Genomic DNA, 19,028 nt, shown 5'->3' with positions numbered 1-19,028 from the left:
GCTGCCGGCCTCAGTCGTGGTGCCGCCTCAGTCGTAGTACAGGTCGAGGCTCTCGCTCAGTCGGTCGCGTTCCTGCAGACGACGCCCTGCGCCCTTCGCGCTCGCGGTCGTCAATGTGACGAGCAGGTGGATGACGAGGGCGACCGACGTCGGCGAGTTGGCGAACGATGCGCTTTCGGTGTCGACGATGAGCAGCTCCTGCGCCACATCGGCGAGCGGCGCATCGGCCGAATCCGTGATGACGATCACCGTTCCGCCCGCCTCGGCGAACCGACGTGCGATGTCGACCGTGTACTTGCGGTACCGCGAGAGCGAGATCGCGACGAGCACGTCGGTCGAACGCACGTCGCTCAGCACGTCGAGCGGCCGCACGATGGTGCCGTCGATGAGCGACACGTTCGCGAGCCCCGCGCTCAGGTCCATCGCGAGCAGCGAGGCGTAGGTGAACGACTTCGCCGCGCCGAGGATGAACCGGCGACGTGAGGCCACGATCGCCGCGGCGATGCGCTCGAAGGCACCCTCGTCGTGAGCCCATTCGAGGGCGGCGAGGAAGTGCTCTCGCTCCTGCTCGACGATGCGTCGCTTCAGCAGCACCGCAGAGCGTCGCTGCACGCGCGCGTCGTATCGTTCGTGCGGACTCCCGAGATCATCTGGCGCCATTTCACCCTTTCCGATGCAATCGTGCACGGTCGAAGGGGGCACCACCAAGAGCGACACCCCTGTGGAGCCCCGGATTGGGGACAATCACGCTGTCAGCCGGTCATGCCTCGATCACGAGCTCGGGTGCGGAGCCGGCCAGCAGCGTCCCGCGGACCCCGAGCGGAATGCTCGCGGCGCGCGGTCCGTGGCCGAATCCGAGCTCCCACACGAGCGGAACCCCAAGCGGAGCGAGAAGCTCCTCGGCGAGCGCTCGCACCTCGCCGAGGTCGCCGCAGTCGTGCCAGCTCCCGAGGGCGATGCCCGTGACTCCGTCGAACCAGCCCGCCCTGAGGAGCGAGGTCAGCAGGCCGTCGAGACGGTACGGCTCCTCCTCGACGTCTTCGAGCAGTGCGATGCATCCAGTGTGATCGGCGACCGGTTGCCCGTGCGCCCCGAGGGTCATGGCGAGCAGGCTGAGGTTGCCGCCGATGAGCCGGCCCGTCACCTCTCCCGCGACGAGCGTCTCGGCGCTCGATGCGGTGAAGCGCCGACCCCCGGCCGGCTCGAAGACCGCACGCCGCAGGCTCTCGACGGCCTCCGCATCGTCGAGCAGCGCTGCCGTCGCCGTCATCGGCGTGAACCACGTCGCCAGCCCGAGTCGCTCGAGCCAGTACTCGTGGATGCCCGTCACGTCCGAGCTGCCGTACAACGGCTTCGGCGTCGCAGCGGCGAGCGCGTCACGGTCGAGCAGGTCGATCATCCGCACGGAGCCGTAGCCGCCGCGAGCGCAGAACACCGCATCGATGGTCTCGTCGCACCACGCCGCTTGGAGGTCTGCGGCCCGCTGCGCGTCAGGCCCGGCGAGGTACCGCGCACGCGGATGCGTCGCCGTGGCGCTCGGGAACACGACCGGATCGAGTCCCCACTCGACGAGCAGGTCGAGCGATCGGGCGAGCAGTTCCGACGGCGGCGGCCCGCTCGGGGCAACGATGGCGACGCGCGCTCCTGGAGCGAGCGGGCCGAGTTCTGAAGCGGTCAAGCTGGAATCCAATGGTCGAATCTGGCATCTTACGTTTCGCATGGAGCCGATACAACCGTTGATCAATCAGGTCGATTCCCGGCTGTTCTAGGTCAGTGCAGCGAACCCGGCGCGCACAACACGGCAGCGTTGCTCGATGATACGGTGCGTAACAGGCGGTTGGGTATCGTGTCACCCGCAAGCCGCGACGAGGTGAGGAGCCGCGATGGCGCAGCAGTGGAACGTGCAGGGGCTCGACGCGGCAATCACGGCCGACGCAGCGAGGCTGGGCTCGGTCGAATGGTCGGCTGCGGTCGCCGACGCGGGTACCGGCGAGGTGCTGTGGTCGCATCATGCCGACCGCGTCCTCAAGACCGCGAGCGTGGGCAAGGTCTTCCTCCTGATCGAGGCGGCTCGCCAGGCGGAGGCCGGCGAACTCGACCTCGACGAGCAGGTGCAACGGCTGCCCGAAGACCTCGTCGCCGACTCCGGGCTCTGGCACGTGCTCGACGTCGGAGCGCTGAGCATCCGCGACGCCTGTGCGCTGATCGGCGCGGTGAGCGACAATCTCGCCACCAACGTGCTCGTGCGCCGCCTCGGCATCGACCGCATCGGCGACACCGGTCGATCGCTCGGCTTCACCGCCTCCGCATTGCTCGACCGGGTGCGCGAAGACCGCGGTCCGCAGCATCCGCCGACGCTCTCACGCGGAAACGCCGCCGAATTCGTGCGACTGATGGCCGACCTCGCTCGAGGCCGCATCGTGTCGCCCGCGGTCTCCGCTCGCGTGCTCGGGTGGCTCGCCCTCAACACCGACCAGTCGATGGTCGCGGCTCCGTTCGGCGTCGATCCGCTCGCCCACACGGAGCCCGAGAACGGTTTCGTGCTGCGCAACAAGACCGGCACCATCAGCACCGCCCGCATCGACATCGGCACGTGCGACGTCGAGGGCGGCGACGGCGGACTGGCGTGGGCAGTGCTCGCGAACTGGGGCGATGAGGTCGACTTGCGCGACGACGTGCTCGAGCGCATGACGGCGATCGGCGCCGAACTCCGCGGCGCCCTCGAGCAGTCGATCACGACTGCCCCGACCGGGAGCTGAGCACGCTCAGGCGTTGAGCACGCTCAGGCCGTGAGCACGCTCAGCACGTTTCCGGCCGGATCGGTGAACCAGGCGATGTCGGGCCCTTGCCCGGTGACGGAACCACGGGCGATGCCCCGCTCGTCGGTGCCGAAGTCATCGGGAGCGGTGTAGATCTTCGTCACCACACCCGCCGCGTTCAGTTCGTCGACAGCGCGATCGATGTCGTCGACCACGAGGTTCAGGATCGTGAAGCTCGCCGGCGCGTGATTCGGCTTCGGGTAGATGAAGACCCCCTGACCCGACGGCAGCGTGACGCGCAGCGCCCCGGCGCCGGGTTCATCGCCCACCGGCAACCCGAGCCTCGAGCCGTAGAACTCGCGGGCCGCCTCGACGTCGTCGACGCTGAATCCCGGAAACGCATCTCGAACCGTGACCATCATGATCCCCTCTCACGTGCGTGCTGCCCAGACTCGCACGATGCACGGGCGACGTCGACCCCCTCACCGGGCCTCGGACTCGTCGACGGGCGGCTCGAACCCTGCCGCGGCCTCCGCGCCGGTCACCGGCACGGCGTCGACCGCGGCGTCGAGGGGATGCGCGAGCTCGTCTCGGCCGAGGCGGGCGATCGCCAGCGTGCCGATCGCGAGCAGCGGCGACACGAGCCCCGCGATGAGGAAGGCCGGCGCGATGCCGATCCACTCGCCCACCGGCCCGGCGACGGCCATCGAGATCGGCATGAGCGCGAGCGAGACGAAGAAGTCGAGGCTCGACACCCGGCCGAGCATCGCGGGCGGCACGCGCCGCTGCAGCAGCGTGCCCCACACCACGCTCGCGGCCGAGAACAGCACACCGCAGATGAAGAGCGCCACGACCATCACCCAGAGCCACGAGGTGAAGCCGATGATCGCGAGCGGGAGGCATCCGAAGCCCCACGCCAGGATCATGAGCGTCAGGTAGCGCCGAGGCAGCCGCATCGAGGCGACGGCGAGGGAGCCGATCGCGCCGCCCACGCCGAAGGCGGCGAGCGCGAGGGCGAACGCACCGGCGCCGCCGCCCGTCTGGTCTTTCACGGCGAACGGCAGCAGCACCTCGATCGGTCCCATGATGACGAAGACGAGCAGGATCGAGAAGATGAGCGTGGCGAGCAGCCACTTCGTGCGCATCAGGTAGGCGAAGCCGTCACGCAGGTCGATGAAGGTCTGGCGAACCGGATGCACCGGCGGCCCGTCGAGCACGCGACGCACCGCAGTGGTGCGCATCACACCGAGCACCGCCGCGGCGACGACCTGCAGCCCCGCGACCACCGCGAACGCGAGCCACGGCCCCTGCACGGCGATGAGGGCGCTCGCGACCGCCGGACCTGCGGCGTTCATGACCGACGGTCGCAGCACGCCCTCGATGCCGTTGGCGGCGAGCAACTGCTCCTGCGGGAGGATGGCGGGCAGCCACGCCGAGTAGGCCGGGTAGAAGAATCCGTCGGCGAGGCCGAGCACGAACGAGAGCGCCGCGAGGTGCCAGACCTCGATCTGCCCGGTGGCCGCGAGCACGGCCGCCACCGAGAACGCGACGCCGCGCACCACCTCGACGGCGAGGAGGATGCGCCGCTGCGGGATGCGGTCGGCGGCGACGCCTCCGAAGAGCACCGCGAGCACGAGTCCGAGGCTCGAGCCGACCGCCACGAAGGAGAGGTCGACGGGAGTGCCGCCGAGCTCGACGACCTGCCAGACCGCCGAGACGATCCACGCCCCGGCGCTCAGGAGCGACGCAGCCAGGGCCGCCGTCAGCAGGCGGTACTGGCCCGAGCCGAAGGGCCGGAGGGCGCGCGGAAGTCGAGCGGCGGCGGTCACCAGTCCATCTTGACGATGCCCACCGACATGGTCACCCGTTCGCGGGCGTCACAGCACGTCGTCGACGAGCCACTTCTCGACGAGGTGGTCGGCCACGATGCGGCGGATCGTTCCCGACTTGCCGCGCAGCACGATCGACTCGGTGCGCACGACCGGCCCCTTGCGGCGCACGCCGTCGAGCAGTTCGCCGTCGGTCACACCGGTCGCGACGAAGAACGTGTTGTCGCCGCGCACGAGGTCGTCGAGCTCGTAGACCCGGTCGCAGTCGAGGCCGGCGGCCTCGCCGCGCGCACGCTCGGCGTCGTCCTTCGGTGCGAGCACGCCCTGCATGAACCCGCCGAGCGCCTTGATCGCGCACGCGGTCGTGATGCCCTCGGGGCTGCCGCCGATGCCGACGCACATGTCGATGCGCGACTCGTAGCGGGCCGCGTTGATGCCGCCGGCGACATCGCCGTCGCTCATCAGGCGGGTGCCCGCCCCGGCCTCGCGGATGTCGGCGATGAGCTGCTCGTGGCGATCGCGGTTCAGCACCGCGACGCGCAGCTCGCTCACGTCCTTCCCCTTCGCAGCGGCGAGCGCCCGCAGGTTCTCGCCGATCGGCTTCCGGATGTCGACGACGCCGATGCCCGTGGCATCCGTGACGATCTTGTCCATGTAGAAGACCGTCGAGGCGTCGAGCATCGTGCCGCGGTCGGAGACGGCGATGACCGACAGCGCGTTGTGGCGGCCGGCCGCCGTGAGCGAGGTGCCGTCGATCGGATCGACCGCGATGTCGCAGGCGGGGCCGCGCCCGGTGCCGACGCGCTCGCCGTTGAAGAGCATGGGCGCTTCGTCCTTCTCGCCCTCGCCGATGACGACGACGCCCTCGAAGTCCACCGTGCCGAGGAACGCGCGCATCGCGTCGACCGCGGCACCGTCGGCGCCGAGCTTGTCGCCCTTGCCGATCCACGGGTACGAGCGGATCGCCGCAGCCTCGGTGGCACGCACGAGTTCGATCGCGATGTTTCGGTCGGGGTGCAAGAACAGGCTTGCCGTGTCGGTGCTCACCATCGAGGGTCCTCCCGGACGCTAGTGCGGCCGGCCAGTCGGGGCGGCCATGGAACGATGGTTCAAGCCTATGCAGCGCGCGCGCCGATCTCGCCCGATTTCAGGTCGACGGCGATGAAAGAATGTGCATTCTTAAGCCGGCGTTCACGCCATGCGCAGCTCGCCGACCACGGCGTCGACGCCCGGTCCCGCATGCCACGTGCTCACGAAAGCCGCGCCGTCGGGCCGTGTCCGCACGCCGGGCAACGTCGCTCCGCCGGGTGCGCACGCGGTCACCGCGCTGAGGAACACCCAGGCCGGAGCGCCGCACAGCTGTTCGAGCGACCAGACGCGATCGAGCGAGAGACCATCGGCGACCACGCGCTGCCGTTCCCCGGCCGACTGCGGGGCGAGCCGCGCCCACATCGAGCCGCCGAGCGCCCGCACCGCCGCTGCGGTGAGCACGCCTTCGGGGGCACCGCCGATGCCCGAGACGAGGTCGAGTCCCGCGTCGCCGCCGGCCGCACGCAGGCTCCGCTCGACGTCGCCGTGCTCGAAGAGCTCGACGGATGCCCCCGCGGCCCGAGCCTCGGCGACGAACGCCTCGTTCCTCGGCCGCTCCTGCACGGCGACCCGCACCTCGGTCGGCGCTACGCCCCGTGCCGCGGCGATGCGGGCGACGAGTTCGCCGACGGGGGCGCCGGCGGGGGCATCCGGAAGCCACGTGACGTGCTTCTCGAGGTAGTGGGCCGCACCGAGGGCGGCGAGTGCGCCGCGCGGAGCGACGGCGAGCACGGCCATCGCACCGGGTGCACCGGCCGCCGCGAGGCGGGTGCCGTCGACCGGATCGACCGCGAGGTCGAGCATGGGCGCGCCCCGGCCGCCCCGGCCGCCGCGGCCGAACGGCTCGCCGACGTACAGCATCGGCGCCTCGTCCTTCTCGCCCTCGCCGACCACGACGACGCCGTCGACGTCGAGCTCCCCGAGCGCCGCCCGCAATGCCTCCACGGCCAGCGCATCGATGGCGTGACCGTCGCCCGAGCCGACGAGGGGCGAGGCCGCGAGGGCGGCGAGGGCCGTCGCGCGGCGGAAACCGTCGACGAGCCCGAGTTCGGCGAGGCGGAGCTGGTCGGTCGGCACGCGTCCCATCCTGCCGTGCTGCGGGCGCCGCGACATCCGACACCTGAGCACCCCTCGGCAAGTCGGTAGACTCGACGCCAAACCCGTTGTCGTCCGAAGGAGCACCATGCCCATCGCCACCCCCGAGCAGTACGCCGAGATGCTGGACACCGCGAAGGCCAAGGGCTTCGCGTTCCCGGCCTTCAACGTCTCCTCCTCGCAGACGCTCAACGCGGTGCTGCAGGGCCTGACCGAAGCTGGCTCCGACGGCATCATCCAGGTCACCACCGGTGGCGCCGACTACTTCGCCGGCCACACCGTCAAGGCGCGCGCGACCGGCGCACTCGCCTTCGCGCGCTTCGCCCACGAGGTCGCCAAGAACTACCCGATCACGGTCGCGCTGCACACCGACCACTGCCCGAAGCCGGCCCTCGCCGACTTCGTGTTCCCGCTCATCGAGGCGTCCGAGGCCGAGGTCAAGGCCGGCCGCAACCCGATCTTCCAGTCCCACATGTGGGACGGCTCGGCCGTGCCGCTCGCCGAGAACCTCGAGATCGCCAAAGAGATCCTCCCCCGCATGAAGGCGATCAACGCCATCCTCGAGGTCGAGATCGGCGTCGTCGGCGGCGAGGAGGACGGCGTGCAGCACGAGGGCTCGAACGACGCGCTCTACACGACGCTCGACGATGCGATCGCGACCGTCGAGGCACTCGGCTTCGGCGAGCAGGGCCGCTACATGGCCGCCCTCACCTTCGGCAACGTGCACGGCGTCTACGCTCCCGGCAACGTGAAGCTGCGCCCCGCGCTCCTGAAGGAGATCCAGGACGGCCTGCAGGCCAAGTACGGCACGGCCGCGAAGCCGCTCGACCTCGTCTTCCACGGCGGCTCGGGCTCGACCGACGCCGAGATCGCCGAGGCCGTCGCCAACGGCGTCGTGAAGATGAACATCGACACCGACACGCAGTACGCGTACACGCGTGCGGTCGCCGACTACATGCTGAAGAACTACGACGGCGTGCTGAAGGTCGACGGCTCGGTCGGCAACAAGAAGCAGTACGACCCGCGCGCCTGGGGCAAGGTCGCCGAGACCGCCATGGCCGTTCGCGTCGGCGAGTCGACGCGTCAGCTCGGTTCCGCCGCGCAGTCGATCAGCGCGTAGGGCACGGATGTCGCAGCACGAGGCCGCTCGAACGCCCGACGAGTCGGGCGACGCAGCAGTGACCCGCGGAGGGGCGACCCCGCCCGCCGTGCCGTCGCCGCACCGCGACGAGCGGCCTCGTCCGCAATACGGCGAATACGCCCCCGAGGGGTGGACGTGGACGCCGCCCGTCGATGAGCGTGCCGCCGCGGCGAGCGCCGAGTCCGCGCAGCCCGCGGCGTCCGCGCCGGTCGTCGCGCCGGGTTCGACCGTCACGAGTGCGGCCGCCGGCAGGCACCCGATCGATCGCATGTGGACGATCACGCTGCTCGTGTTCGGCGTGTTCGGCGCGCTCTACAACAGCCTGTCGCTCTTCCAGCTGCCGACGACTGCGCTCGAATCGGCCAAGCTCTCCGCGTCGATGCTCGGCGTCGATGCTCCGGCGGACTTCGTTCCCGGCCCCGCCGTGCCGACGTTCATCTTCGTCGGCATCGCACTCCAGCTCGCGCTGTGGGTCGGAGCCCTGCTCTGGTCGCGCGCGCGCATGCGCGCCGGTCGCCTGGCATGGTGGATCCCGCTCGTCGCGGGCGTCGCGGCGTTCGTGGTGGTCGTCGTCGTCGGGATGCTCGTCTTCGCGAGCGACCCGTCGTTCCTGACGTCGCTGACGCCCGCGCAGACCTAGACCGCTGCCTGCGGCCCGTTGCCCGCACGACGCCGCATCGAACCGTCGAAATCCGCTCTCCGAACGCATCGGAAGTGCGGATTTCGACGTTTCGGCAGAAGGTGACCGCGAGGATGCGGGCGCGACCTCCCGAGTGTCAGCTCGCGGCGCCCTCGGGCACCGCCTCCATGCCGCCCGTGGCCGGGCCGGCGACCGGTCCCCCGACATCCTCGGGATCGACGAGCGCCTGCGCATCGGCCGGCGCCGCGAACTGCGCCTCGTAGAGCCGCGTGTACGCGCCGCCCTGAGCGAGCAGCTCGGCGTGGGTGCCCTGCTCGACGATGTGCCCGTCCTCCATCACGAGGATGAGGTCGGCGTCGCGGATCGTCGAGAGGCGGTGCGCGATCACGAACGACGTGCGGTCCTTCCGCAACGCGTTCATGGCGTGCTGCAGCAGCAACTCGGTGCGGGTGTCGACCGAGCTCGTCGCCTCGTCGAGGATCAGCACCGCCGGCTGGGCCAGGAATGCCCGGGCGATCGTGATGAGCTGCTTCTCACCGGCGGAGAGGTTCGACGCCTCGTCGTCGAGCACCGTGTCGTAGCCGTCGGGGAGCGTGCGCACGAAGCGGTCGACGTAGGTCGCCCGGGCCGCTTCGAGGATCTCGTCCTCCGAGGCATCCGGCCGCCCGTAGGCGATGTTCTCGCGGATCGTGCCCGTGAACAGCCAGGTGTCCTGCAGCACCATGCCCATGCGGCCGCGCAGCTCGTCGCGCGTCATGTGCGTGATGTCGACGCCGTCGAGCGTGATGCGCCCGGAGTCGAGCTCGTAGAAGCGCATGATGAGGTTCACGAGGGTGGTCTTGCCCGCCCCGGTCGGGCCGACGATCGCGATCGACTGCCCGGGTTCCGCGGTGAGCGAGAGGTCGTCGATGAGCGGCTTCTCGGGGTCGTAGCTGAACGAGACGTCTTCGAAGACGAGGCGACCGGATGCCGCGCCCTCATCGGCATCGGCATCTGCCGCGACCTCGGGCTCGACCGGGTCGGGCACCTGCTCGTCGGCGTCGAGCAGCTCGAACACCCGCTCGGCGCTCGCGACCCCCGACTGCAGGAGGTTCGCCATCGAGCCGAGCTGGCTGAGCGGCTGGGTGAACTGCCGCGAGTACTGGATGAAGGCCTGCACGTCGCCGAGGCTGATGCCGCCCGCTGCGACCATGAGCCCGCCGACGACGGCGATCGCGACGTAGACGAGGTTGCCGACGAACATCATGGCGGGCATGATGATGCCGCTCACGAACTGCGCTCCGAAGCTCGCCTCGTAGAGCTGGTCGTTCTTGTCGTCGAAGCCGCGCTCGACCTCGCGGCGGCGGCCGAAGACGCGCACGAGGGCGTGGCCCGAGTAGGCCTCCTCGATCTGCGCGTTGAGCGTGCCGGTGTGCGTCCACTGCGCGACGAAGAGCTTCTGCGAGCGCTTCGCGATGACCGTCGTGATGAGGATCGTGAGCGGGATCGTGACGAGCGCGATCGCGGCGAGCAGCGGCGAGATGACGAACATCATGACGAGCACGCCGATGACGGTCAGGAGCGACGTCAGCAACTGGCTCATCGTCTGCTGCAGCGACTGCGACACGTTGTCGATGTCGTTCGTCACGCGCGAGAGCAGCTCGCCGCGCTGCATCTTGTCGAAGTACGACAGCGGCAGGCGGTGGAGCTTCTCCTCGACCTCTTGGCGCAGCCGGTAGACGGTGCGCTGCGTCACGCCGTTCAGCACGTAGCCCTGCGCCCAGCCGAAGAGCGAGGCGAGCACGTAGAGCGCGAGCACCCAGAGCAGCACGGTCGAGAGGGCGGCGAAGTCGATGCCCTGGCCGGGCACGAGGTGCATCGAGGCGACCATGTCGGCCTGCTGGGTGTCGCCCGATGCCCGCAGCTGGTCGACGACCTGCTGCTGGGTGGCACCCGCGGGCATCTGCGACGAGAGGAAGCCCTCGAAGATGATGTTCGTGGCTCCACCGAGGATCTTGGGGCCGAGCACCGAGAAGACGACGCTCACGACGCCGAGCAGCACGACGGCCACCACGAGGGCGCGCTCGGGCTTGAGCCGTCGGAGCAGGCGCTTGGCCGACGGCCAGAAGTTCATCGACTTCTCGGCGGGCATGCCCATGCCGCCCATCGGGCCGCCGCCCATCGGACCGCGACGGGGCGGGCCGACCGGGCGCGCCGGAGCCGCCGGCGTCTCCTGCTCGTCAGCGGATTCCCGGGGCTGTCCCTGCGACGCGCTCATGCCGCCTCCTCCACGCTCAGCTGGCTCTCGACGATCTCGGCGTACGCCTCGGAGCTCGCGAGCAGTTCTTCATGTGTGCCCTGCGCCGTGATCCTGCCGTCTTCGACGACGAGGATCTTGTCGGCGCCGACGATCGTGGCGACCCGCTGGGCGACGACGATCATCGTGGCATCCGACACCGTGCGCGACAGGGCCGCGCGGAGGCGGGCGTCGGTCGCCGTGTCGAGGGCCGAGAACGAGTCGTCGAACAGGTAGATCGGCGGTCGCTTCGCGAGAGCCCTGGCGATGGACAGTCGTTGTCGCTGACCGCCCGAGACGTTCGTGCCGCCCTGCGCGATGGGCGCCTCGAGCTGGCCGGGCATCGCGGCGACGAAGTCGCGTGCCTGCGCCGTCTCGAGCACGCTCCAGAGCTCGGCATCGCTCGCGTCGGGGTCGCCGTAGCGCAGCGTCGAGCCCACGGTGCCGGCGAAGAGGTACGGCTTCTGCGGCACGAGGGCGAGCTGGGCCCCGAGCACCTCTGGGTCGAGCTCGCGCACGTCGACGCCGCCGACCCGCACGGAGCCGCCCGTGGCGTCGAAGAGTCGCGCGACGAGGTTGACGATGGTCGTCTTGCCCGAGCCCGTGGCGCCGATGATCGCCGTGACCTGGCCGGGTTCCGCGACGAAGTTCAGGTCGTGCAGCACGGGCTCCTCGGCCCCGGGGTAGGCGAAGTCGACATGGCGGAACTCGACCGTGCCGGGAGCGGTGAGGGCGAAGACGGGCTGCTCGGGGTCGACGACGCTCGACGCGGTCTCGAGCACCTCGCCGATGCGCCCTGCGGAGACGGCTGCACGGGGCAGCAGGAACGCGATCATCGTCGCCATCATGACCGCCATGAGGATCTGGATGAGGTAACTGAGGAACGCGGTCAGCGAGCCGATCTGCATCGAGCCGTCTTCGACGCGGTACGCGCCGAACCAGAGCACCGCGATGCTCGAGACGTTCAGCACGAGCATGACGACCGGGAAGACGAGGGCGAAGAGGCGCCCCGCCTTCAGCGCGGTGTCGGTGAGCGCGTCGTTGGCCTCGTCGAAGCGCTCGCTCTCGACGCCCTCGCGCACGAAGGCGCGGATGACGCGGATGCCGGTGAGCTGCTCCCTGAGCACCCGGTTCACGCCGTCGATGCGCTTCTGCATCGACTGGAAGAGCGGCACCATGCGGCTGATGATGAGCCCGACCGAGACGAGCAGCACGGGCACCGCGACCACCATGATCCACGAGAGCGCGAGGTCCTCGCGGAGCGCCATGATGACGCCGCCGATCGCGAGGATCGGCGCCGAGACGAGGATCGTGCACGACATGAGCACGAGCATCTGCACCTGCTGCACGTCGTTCGTCGAGCGCGTGATGAGGCTCGGGGCGCCGAAGCGCGACACCTCCTGCTCCGAGAAGTCGGCGACCTTGCGGAACACCGCAACGCGCAGGTCGCGGCCGAAGGCCATCGCCGCCTTCGCGCCGAAGTACACGGCCGCGATGGCGCACGCGACCTGGGCGAGCGTGATGGCGAGCATCACGCCGCCCGTCGAGATGATGAAGCCGGTGTCGCCCTTCGCGACCCCGTCGTCGATGATGTCGGCGTTCAGCGTCGGCAGGTAGAGCGAGGCGATCGACTGCGCGAGCTGGAACACGACGACGCCGAGGAGCAGCGCCCAATACGGCCGGAGGTGCCGGCGCAGGAGTTTCATCAGCATGGAGTGGTTCCCATCGGGCTGGTCGAGGTGGTCTGGAGGGTCGGTTCGAGCACCGCAGCGGATGCCGCAGGCGCAGGTGCCCCGGCCGGTGTCGCGATGCCGTGCACGATGAGGTGCGCGAGCTCGTCGGTGTCGAGCCCGATCGTCGGGCCGAACTGCGGCATCGCCGACGCGAACGCGACGAGCCGCACGAACTTGAAGACCTGGGCCGGCGGCACGCGCAGCGCCTCGAGGTCGGGGGCGAGCAACTCCTCGAAGATGCCCGTGATGATCTCGAGGTTCTGCGCGGGCGGTCGGGGGCGACCGCCGAGCGCGGCGAACACGCCGAAGATGCCGCTGAATCGGTCGAGGAAGCGGGCGAGCACGAGCTCGACCTTCAGCTCGAGCGGGAGCGACGGATCGATGCTGCGGAGCGCAGCCCGGAACGGCTCGGGGTCGAGGAAGTGCTCGACGGCCGCGTCGATGATCGACTCCTTGTCGTCGAAGACGCGGAACAGCGTGCCCTCGGCGACGCCGGACGCATCGGCGATCTGCCGGGTCGTGACGTCGCGGCCATGGGCGACGAGCAGCGGCAGCGTCGCCTGGGCGATCGCCGCTCGACGCTCCTCGACCGGCATCGGCTTCGCGCGCGTCGCACGCTCGGTACTCGATGTCATGCGAGCGATGTTACGCGGAGTGAGCGCTCACTCCATCCCCCGGAAGGCGGAAGATCGGCGGCGCGCGGCGAAGTTCGCCGACGGCTGAACGCGGCGCCGCGGCATCCGCTTCGTCGCCCTCGCGTGTCCCGCGAGGCATCCGCTCGGCGGGCCCGGATCAGCGCTGCGCGCGACCGCGCCCGCCGAGCGCGCGCTCGTCGCGGTTGCCCTGCAGGTCTTTGCGCAGCTCCTTCGGCAGCGAGAACATCAGGTCCTCTTCAGCCGTCTTGACCTCGGCGACCGAGCCGTAGCCTGCGTCGGAGAGCGCATCGAGCAGCTCCTTCACGAGCTCTTCGGGCACGGAAGCCCCGCTCGTCACGCCGACCGTCTCGACGCCGTCGAGCCATTCCTGCTTGACCTCGCTCGCGTAGTCGACCCGGTAGGCGGCCTTGGCGCCGTACTCGAGCGCGACCTCGACGAGGCGCACGCTGTTCGAGCTGTTGGCCGAGCCCACGACGATCACGAGGTCGGCGTCCTGCGCGACCTTCTTGATCGCGACCTGGCGGTTCTGCGTGGCGTAGCAGATGTCGTCGGAAGGGGGGTCTTGAAGGTTCGGGAACCGCTCCCGGAGGCGGCGCACCGTCTCCATGGTCTCGTCGACCGAGAGCGTGGTCTGCGAGAGCCAGACGACCTTGTCGGGGTCCTGCACCTCGATGTTGTCGACGTCGTCGGGGCTGTTGACGATCGTCACGTGGTCGGGCGCCTCGCCCGCAGTGCCTTCGACCTCTTCATGGCCCTCGTGGCCGATGAGCAGGATCTCGAAGTCGTCGCGCGCGAAGCGCACGGCCTCGCGGTGCACCTTGGTCACGAGTGGGCAGGTCGCGTCGATCGCGTGCAGGCCGCGGTCGGCGGCGGCGTTCACGACGGCCGGCGAGACGCCGTGGGCGCTGAAGACGATGTGGGCGCCCTCTGGCACCTCGTCGACCTCTTCGACGAAGATCGCGCCCTGCGCCTCGAGCTCGGTGACGACGTGGATGTTGTGCACGATCTGCTTGCGCACGTACACGGGCGCGCCGTAGTGCTCGAGGGCCTTCTCGACCGCGATCACGGCGCGGTCGACGCCCGCGCAGTACCCACGCGGCGCGGCGAGCAGCACGCGCTTCTGTCCGGGGACGGGGTTATCCTTGAGCCGGCCGCGCACGCCCGGAACTCGGGGCATGCCAAGGCCGATTCGCGGGGTTTCCGTAGTGCTCGTCACGGTGCCCATCCTACGCGGCTGACGCGGGCCGACGGCTGGGAGGCCCACATGACGGATGCACCGGCGACACGCGATGCTCCGTGGCCGGTCGCGCTCCTCTCGGGCAAGCTCAAGGCGTACATCGATCGACTCGGCACGGTGTGGGTCGAGGGCGAGATCACCCAGTGGGGCGTCTCGGGCGGCAACGTCTACGGCAAGCTCAAGGACCTCGATGCCGAGGCGACCCTCTCGTTCCAGGTGTGGTCGTCGGTGCGCGCCCGGTTCGACGAGCAGTTCAAGCAGGGCGACCGGGTCATCGCGCTCGTGAAGCCCAACTGGTGGGTCAAGGGCGGCTCGCTGTCGATGCAGGTCTTCGAACTGAAGCACGTGGGGCTCGGCGACCTGCTCGAGCGACTCGAGCGGCTGCGCACCCAGCTCGCGGCCGAGGGGCTGTTCGACGCCGGGCGCAAGCGACGCCTGCCGTTCCTGCCGGGTGTCGTCGGCCTCATCACGGGTAAAGACAGCGACGCCGAGAAAGACGTGCTGCGAAACGCCAAACTGCGCTGGCCCGCCGTCGAGTTCCGGGTCGTGCACGCCGCCGTGCAGGGCGATCGCACGGTCTCCGAGGTCGTCGCGGCGATCGAGCGGCTCGATGCCGACCCGCAGGTCGAGGTCATCATCGTCGCCCGCGGCGGTGGCGACTTCCAGAACCTGCTCGGCTTCAGCGACGAGCGCGTCGTGCGAGCGGCCGCCGCGGCATCCACCCCCATCGTCTCGGCCATCGGGCACGAGGCCGACCGGCCGCTCCTCGACGAGGTCGCCGACCTGCGCGCCTCGACCCCGACCGACGCCGCGAAGCGCGTCGTGCCCGACGTCAACGAGGAGCTCGTGCGGGTCGAGCAGGCCCGCGCACGGCTCGGCATGCGGCTGCAGGCGATCCTCACCCGTGAGATCGACCGCATCGGGCACCTGCGATCGCGACCCGCCCTCGCCGAGACATCCTGGATCGTCGACCGCCGTGCCGAAGACCTGACGCGCTGGGTCGCACGCGGCGCCGAACTCGTCGAACGCACGATCGACCGGCAGACCCATCGCGTCGCCGAACTGCGCGGGCACCTGCGCGCCCTCTCACCGCAGGCCACGCTCGATCGCGGCTACGCGATCGTGCAGGGCGCCGACGGCCACGTGGTGCGCGGCCCTGCTGGCGCGCCCGACGGCGCGGACATCACCGTCACCCTCGCCGAGGGCGCCTTCGCCGCCGTCTCCCGGGGTGCCGTGCCCTCCGTGCACGACCTCGTCGCCGAGCCTCACGTCGAACCGCCGGCCGAGGCGCTCGCGACGCCGGACGGCGCTCACGACCACGCCGAATAGAATGGACGCCATGCCCTCCCCCACCGATGTCTCCGAGCTCAGCTACGAGCAGGCGCGCGACGAGCTCGTGCAGGTCGTCGGCGAGCTCGAGCAGGGTTCGGCGACGCTCGAGCAGTCGCTCGCCCTGTGGGAGCGCGGCGAGGCCCTCGCGGCCCGCTGCGAGGAATGGCTGATCGGCGCGAAGGCGCGCCTCGAGGCGGCGCGCGCCGGCTCGTCTCGCGCGGCGTCCGACGACAGCGGCGACCGCTGATGGCGGAGCGCGCACCGCGGGTCGTCGCCGAGCTCGGCCGGCCCGAGACCCCCGAGGAGACCGCGGCCCGCAAGGCCGAGAACTCCCTCAAGCACCGCCAGCGCCAGACGCTGCGCAACCTCCTGCTCGCGCTCGGCGCGAGCCTCGCGGTCATGCTCGTCATCGTGCTGCTCGTGCCGCGCAGCGACACCCCCATCGAGCGCGACGTCGACGTGGCCTCCCTCGCCCAGCAGGCCCAGGGCGCGAGCGTCGATCCGCTCGCGGTGCCCGAGCTGCCCGAGGGCTGGCGCGCGAATTCCGCTGAGCTCCGCGTCAGCAAGGCCGACGACGTGACCGCGTGGTACGTCGGCTATCTCACCCCCGGCGACGAGTTCATCGGGCTCTACCAGGGCCTCGATGCGAACCCCACGTGGGTCGCCGGGCTGCTCGCACGCACCCTCGCCGTGGGCACGACCACGATCGACGGCGTCGAGTGGACGGTGTACGACAACCGGGAGTCGCCCGAAGACGTCGGCAACGCCCGGTACGGCCTCACCACCGAAGCGGGCGGCAGCACCTTCGTGCTGCTCGGCACCGCGACTCCCGAGGAATTCGAGACGCTCGCGTCGGCGCTCACGCCGACGATCGAGGCGCAGGACTGAAAGGGCACCACGTGACCACGCAGCCGAAAGATCGTCCGCAGACTCCGGCTGAGACGTGGCGCGAGCTCCGCCGCGGCAACGCGCGCTTCGTCGAGGGCAAGCCGCTCCACCCCCGTCAAGACGTCGATCGCCGCGCGTCGCTCGCGCACTCGCAGCGCCCGCTCGTCGCGATCTTCGGATGCAGCGACTCCCGCCTCGCCGCCGAGATCATCTTCGACGTCGGCCTGGGCGACGCCTTCGTGGTGCGCAACGCCGGCCAGGTCGTGACCCCGTCGTCGCTCGGCTCGCTCGAGTACGCCGTCGGCCTGCTGCACGTGCCGCTCGTCATCGTGCTGGCGCACGACGAGTGCGGCGCCGTGCGGGCCGCCATCGACTCCGAGGGCGCCGACGCGACCCCGCTGCCGGTGCACATCGCCGGCCTCGTGGAGAAGATCGTGCCTGCCGTGCGCAAGGTCGCCGGCGGCGACGCAGGCACCCCGGTCGACCCCGCGCACGTCGACACCGGCTTCGTCGGCCGCGAGCACCTGCGCAACACGGTGACCGAGCTCGTGGCCGCCTCCGAGATGATCAGCGACGCGATCGCAGCGGGTACGCTGGCTATCGTCGGAGCGAACTACCGACTCTTCGAGGGTCGCGTCGAGACCGACATCGTCGTCGGCTCGGTCTGACGGGCTCGGGTCGACGACTCGGGCCGAACGAACGAGCGGCATCGGCCGGGACATCCGGCAAGCACATCGAAGGGAACACACCGTGGTGGACAACGCCGCCGACTATCGCATCGAGCACGACACGATGGGCGAGGTGCGGGTGCCCGCATCGGCCCTCTACCGGGCGCAGACGCAGCGCGCCGTCGAGAACTTCCCGATCTCCGGAGCCGGCCTCGAGCCCCAGCAGATCCAGGCGCTCGCACGCATCAAGAAGGCGGCCGCGCAGGCGAACGCGCAGCTCGGCGTGCTCGACCCGGCCATCGCGAAGGCGATCGAAGACGCCGCCGACGAGGTCATCGCGGGCGTGCACGGCTACGCCGAGCACTTCCCGGTCGACGTCTACCAGACCGGCTCCGGCACCTCCTCGAACATGAACATGAACGAGGTGCTCGCCACCATCGCGACGGGCAAGCTCGGCAGCCCGGTGCACCCCAACGACCACGTGAACGCCTCGCAGTCGTCGAACGACGTCTTCCCGACCTCGGTGCACATCGCCGTGACCGCGGCCCTCATCGACGAGCTCATCCCAGCGCTCGACCACCTCGCCGTCGCCCTCGAGGCGAAGGCCGTCGAGTGGGCCGGCGTCGTCAAGGCCGGCCGCACCCACCTGATGGACGCGACGCCCGTCACCCTCGGCCAGGAGTTCGGCGGCTACGCACGCCAGATCCGCCTCGGCATCGAGCGCGTGCGCACGGCGCTCCCCCGGGTCGCGGAGGTCCCGCTCGGCGGCACCGCGGTCGGCACCGGAATCAACACGCCGGCCGGGTTCCCGCAGCTCGTCATCTCGCTCCTGCAGTCCGAGACCGAGCTGCCGGTCACCGAGGCCGCCGACCACTTCGAGGCCCAGGCCAACCGCGACGGTCTCGTCGACGCCTCGGGCGCGCTGCGCACGATCGCCGTGAGCCTCACGAAGATCTCGAACGACCTCCGCTGGATGGGCTCCGGCCCGAACACGGGTCTCGGGGAGCTCCGCATCCCCGACCTGCAGCCGGGCTCCTCGATCATGCCGGGCAAGGTCAACCCCGTCGTGCCCGAGGCCGTGCTCATGGTGTGCGCGCGGGTCATCGGCAACGATGCGACGATCGCGTGGGCCGGCGCATCCGGTGCCTTCGAGCTCAACGTCCAGATCCCGGTCATGGGCACCGCGCTCCTCGAATCGATCCGCCTGCTCGCGAACTCGGTGCGCGTGCTGGCCGACAAGACGATCGACGGCCTCGAGGCCGACGTCGAGCGCGCGACCGCCCTCGCGGGCATGTCGCCCTCGATCGTCACCCCGCTCAACAAGCTCATCGGCTACGAGGCCGCGGCGAAGATCGCCAAGCACTCGGTGGCCAAGGGCATCACGGTGCGCGAGGCGGTGATCGACCTCGGCTACGTGGAGCGCGGCGACCTCACGATCGAGCAGCTCGACACCGCGCTCGACCTGCTGTCGATGACGCGTCCGCCGCAGGCCTGAGCCTCGGCGAACCTCGAAGCGTTCGAGCGCGACTGCGAGGTCCCCGGACCCCAGCGGATCGTCGAGGACGACGGTGCCGCGGTGCGGGCCGTCTACGCCTCCCACCAGCGCCAACCGGAGTACGCCGCGCTGCTGCGTGACCCCCGGGTCCTGGGGCCGGTCCGGCGGTTGCTGACCGAGGACGTCTACCC

General features: G+C 70.4%; 18 protein-coding genes. 8 read left to right on the top strand and 10 right to left on the bottom strand.

Annotated features, from left to right (window positions below; translation table 11 throughout):
• Positions 1-27: 27 nt before the first annotated feature.
• Both ACFTQE_RS12805 and ACFTQE_RS12800 read right to left on the bottom strand, forming a co-directional pair.
• On the bottom strand, positions 28-612 hold the full coding sequence (locus ACFTQE_RS12805) for a MurR/RpiR family transcriptional regulator (RefSeq protein WP_376925433.1): 585 nt from the start codon (positions 610-612) through the stop codon (positions 28-30).
• A gap of 148 nt (positions 613-760) precedes the next feature.
• Positions 761-1,678: an LD-carboxypeptidase gene (locus ACFTQE_RS12800; RefSeq protein WP_376925432.1), complete on the bottom strand. Its 918-nt coding sequence runs from the start codon at positions 1,676-1,678 to the stop codon at positions 761-763.
• A gap of 205 nt (positions 1,679-1,883) precedes the next feature.
• Between ACFTQE_RS12800 and ACFTQE_RS12795 the strand changes: the two genes are divergently transcribed.
• The gene (locus ACFTQE_RS12795; RefSeq protein WP_376925431.1) at positions 1,884-2,759 is read left to right on the top strand and encodes a serine hydrolase; all 876 of its coding nucleotides are present in this window, start codon (positions 1,884-1,886) and stop codon (positions 2,757-2,759) included.
• A gap of 23 nt (positions 2,760-2,782) precedes the next feature.
• Here ACFTQE_RS12795 and ACFTQE_RS12790 read toward each other — a convergent pair whose 3' ends face one another.
• The 4 genes from ACFTQE_RS12790 to ACFTQE_RS12775 form a co-directional block, all read right to left on the bottom strand.
• Positions 2,783-3,178 (bottom strand): VOC family protein, encoded by a 396-nt coding sequence (locus ACFTQE_RS12790; RefSeq protein WP_376925430.1) that lies wholly within the window; start codon positions 3,176-3,178, stop codon positions 2,783-2,785.
• A 63-nt stretch (positions 3,179-3,241) separates the two neighbouring features.
• Positions 3,242-4,588: an MFS transporter gene (locus tag ACFTQE_RS12785; protein WP_376925429.1), complete on the bottom strand. Its 1,347-nt coding sequence runs from the start codon at positions 4,586-4,588 to the stop codon at positions 3,242-3,244.
• A gap of 48 nt (positions 4,589-4,636) precedes the next feature.
• The gene (gene glpX / locus ACFTQE_RS12780) at positions 4,637-5,638 is read right to left on the bottom strand and encodes a class II fructose-bisphosphatase (RefSeq protein ID WP_375837459.1); all 1,002 of its coding nucleotides are present in this window, start codon (positions 5,636-5,638) and stop codon (positions 4,637-4,639) included.
• 141 nt (positions 5,639-5,779) lie between these two features.
• Positions 5,780-6,754 carry a fructose-bisphosphatase class II gene (locus ACFTQE_RS12775; RefSeq protein ID WP_376925428.1) on the bottom strand — a complete coding sequence of 325 codons (975 nt, stop codon included), beginning with the start codon at positions 6,752-6,754 and terminating at the stop codon, positions 5,780-5,782.
• A 106-nt stretch (positions 6,755-6,860) separates the two neighbouring features.
• Between ACFTQE_RS12775 and fbaA the strand changes: the two genes are divergently transcribed.
• Positions 6,861-7,892, top strand: coding sequence for a class II fructose-bisphosphate aldolase (fbaA, locus tag ACFTQE_RS12770; protein ID WP_376925427.1), 1,032 nt, complete (start codon positions 6,861-6,863; stop codon positions 7,890-7,892).
• A 7-nt stretch (positions 7,893-7,899) separates the two neighbouring features.
• Positions 7,900-8,553, top strand: coding sequence for a DUF6264 family protein (locus ACFTQE_RS12765; protein WP_376925426.1), 654 nt, complete (start codon positions 7,900-7,902; stop codon positions 8,551-8,553).
• A 136-nt stretch (positions 8,554-8,689) separates the two neighbouring features.
• Here ACFTQE_RS12765 and ACFTQE_RS12760 read toward each other — a convergent pair whose 3' ends face one another.
• The 4 genes from ACFTQE_RS12760 to ACFTQE_RS12745 form a co-directional block, all read right to left on the bottom strand.
• Positions 8,690-10,714, bottom strand: a complete 2,025-nt coding sequence (locus tag ACFTQE_RS12760; protein WP_376925451.1) for an ABC transporter ATP-binding protein — start codon at positions 10,712-10,714, stop codon at positions 8,690-8,692.
• A gap of 92 nt (positions 10,715-10,806) precedes the next feature.
• Entirely contained in the window at positions 10,807-12,540 is a 1,734-nt protein-coding gene (locus tag ACFTQE_RS12755) for an ABC transporter ATP-binding protein (protein WP_376925425.1), read from the bottom strand.
• A complete protein-coding gene (locus ACFTQE_RS12750; RefSeq protein ID WP_376925424.1) occupies positions 12,534-13,196 on the bottom strand; it encodes a TetR/AcrR family transcriptional regulator in 663 nt (220 codons plus the stop codon). Before ACFTQE_RS12750 ends, ACFTQE_RS12755 begins: the two co-directional genes overlap by 7 nt.
• 157 nt (positions 13,197-13,353) lie before the next feature.
• Positions 13,354-14,394: a 4-hydroxy-3-methylbut-2-enyl diphosphate reductase gene (locus ACFTQE_RS12745; RefSeq protein WP_376925423.1), complete on the bottom strand. Its 1,041-nt coding sequence runs from the start codon at positions 14,392-14,394 to the stop codon at positions 13,354-13,356.
• 87 nt (positions 14,395-14,481) lie between these two features.
• Between ACFTQE_RS12745 and xseA the strand changes: the two genes are divergently transcribed.
• The 5 genes from xseA (at position 14,482) to ACFTQE_RS12720 (ending at position 18,837) form a co-directional block, all read left to right on the top strand.
• On the top strand, positions 14,482-15,783 hold the full coding sequence (xseA, locus tag ACFTQE_RS12740) for an exodeoxyribonuclease VII large subunit (protein ID WP_376925422.1): 1,302 nt from the start codon (positions 14,482-14,484) through the stop codon (positions 15,781-15,783).
• A gap of 1 nt (position 15,784) precedes the next feature.
• The gene (locus ACFTQE_RS12735) at positions 15,785-16,033 is read left to right on the top strand and encodes an exodeoxyribonuclease VII small subunit (RefSeq protein WP_056014659.1); all 249 of its coding nucleotides are present in this window, start codon (positions 15,785-15,787) and stop codon (positions 16,031-16,033) included.
• Entirely contained in the window at positions 16,033-16,674 is a 642-nt protein-coding gene (locus ACFTQE_RS12730) for a DUF4245 domain-containing protein (protein ID WP_376925421.1), read from the top strand. Before ACFTQE_RS12735 ends, ACFTQE_RS12730 begins: the two co-directional genes overlap by 1 nt.
• A gap of 11 nt (positions 16,675-16,685) precedes the next feature.
• Positions 16,686-17,342 carry a carbonic anhydrase gene (locus tag ACFTQE_RS12725; protein WP_376925420.1) on the top strand — a complete coding sequence of 219 codons (657 nt, stop codon included), beginning with the start codon at positions 16,686-16,688 and terminating at the stop codon, positions 17,340-17,342.
• 82 nt (positions 17,343-17,424) lie between these two features.
• Positions 17,425-18,837, top strand: coding sequence for a class II fumarate hydratase (locus ACFTQE_RS12720; RefSeq protein WP_376925419.1), 1,413 nt, complete (start codon positions 17,425-17,427; stop codon positions 18,835-18,837).
• Positions 18,838-19,028 lie beyond the last annotated feature (191 nt).

Origin of the sequence: Agromyces sp. NPDC056965, from assembly GCF_042673425.1 — a bacterium.
GTDB lineage: Bacteria > Actinomycetota > Actinomycetes > Actinomycetales > Microbacteriaceae > Agromyces.
The sequence above is the reverse complement of the archived record's forward strand: the minus strand, read 5'-3'. Positions and strand labels throughout refer to the sequence as shown.

What these genes read in the sequence shown, in the direction of transcription:
- ACFTQE_RS12795 (WP_376925431.1), top strand. Translation starts at nt 1,884, where the DNA reads ATGGCGCAGCAGTGGAACGTGCAGGGGCTCGACGCGGCAATCACGGCC.
- ACFTQE_RS12790 (WP_376925430.1), bottom strand. Translation starts at nt 3,178, where the DNA reads ATGGTCACGGTTCGAGATGCGTTTCCGGGATTCAGCGTCGACGACGTC.
- glpX (WP_375837459.1), bottom strand. Translation starts at nt 5,638, where the DNA reads ATGGTGAGCACCGACACGGCAAGCCTGTTCTTGCACCCCGACCGAAAC.
- fbaA (WP_376925427.1), top strand. Translation starts at nt 6,861, where the DNA reads ATGCCCATCGCCACCCCCGAGCAGTACGCCGAGATGCTGGACACCGCG.
- ACFTQE_RS12765 (WP_376925426.1), top strand. Translation starts at nt 7,900, where the DNA reads ATGTCGCAGCACGAGGCCGCTCGAACGCCCGACGAGTCGGGCGACGCA.
- ACFTQE_RS12760 (WP_376925451.1), bottom strand. Translation starts at nt 10,714, where the DNA reads ATGGGCGGCGGCCCGATGGGCGGCATGGGCATGCCCGCCGAGAAGTCG.
- ACFTQE_RS12755 (WP_376925425.1), bottom strand. Translation starts at nt 12,540, where the DNA reads ATGCTGATGAAACTCCTGCGCCGGCACCTCCGGCCGTATTGGGCGCTG.
- ACFTQE_RS12750 (WP_376925424.1), bottom strand. Translation starts at nt 13,196, where the DNA reads ATGACATCGAGTACCGAGCGTGCGACGCGCGCGAAGCCGATGCCGGTC.
- ACFTQE_RS12745 (WP_376925423.1), bottom strand. Translation starts at nt 14,394, where the DNA reads ATGCCCCGAGTTCCGGGCGTGCGCGGCCGGCTCAAGGATAACCCCGTC.
- xseA (WP_376925422.1), top strand. Translation starts at nt 14,482, where the DNA reads ATGACGGATGCACCGGCGACACGCGATGCTCCGTGGCCGGTCGCGCTC.
- ACFTQE_RS12735 (WP_056014659.1), top strand. Translation starts at nt 15,785, where the DNA reads ATGGACGCCATGCCCTCCCCCACCGATGTCTCCGAGCTCAGCTACGAG.
- ACFTQE_RS12730 (WP_376925421.1), top strand. Translation starts at nt 16,033, where the DNA reads ATGGCGGAGCGCGCACCGCGGGTCGTCGCCGAGCTCGGCCGGCCCGAG.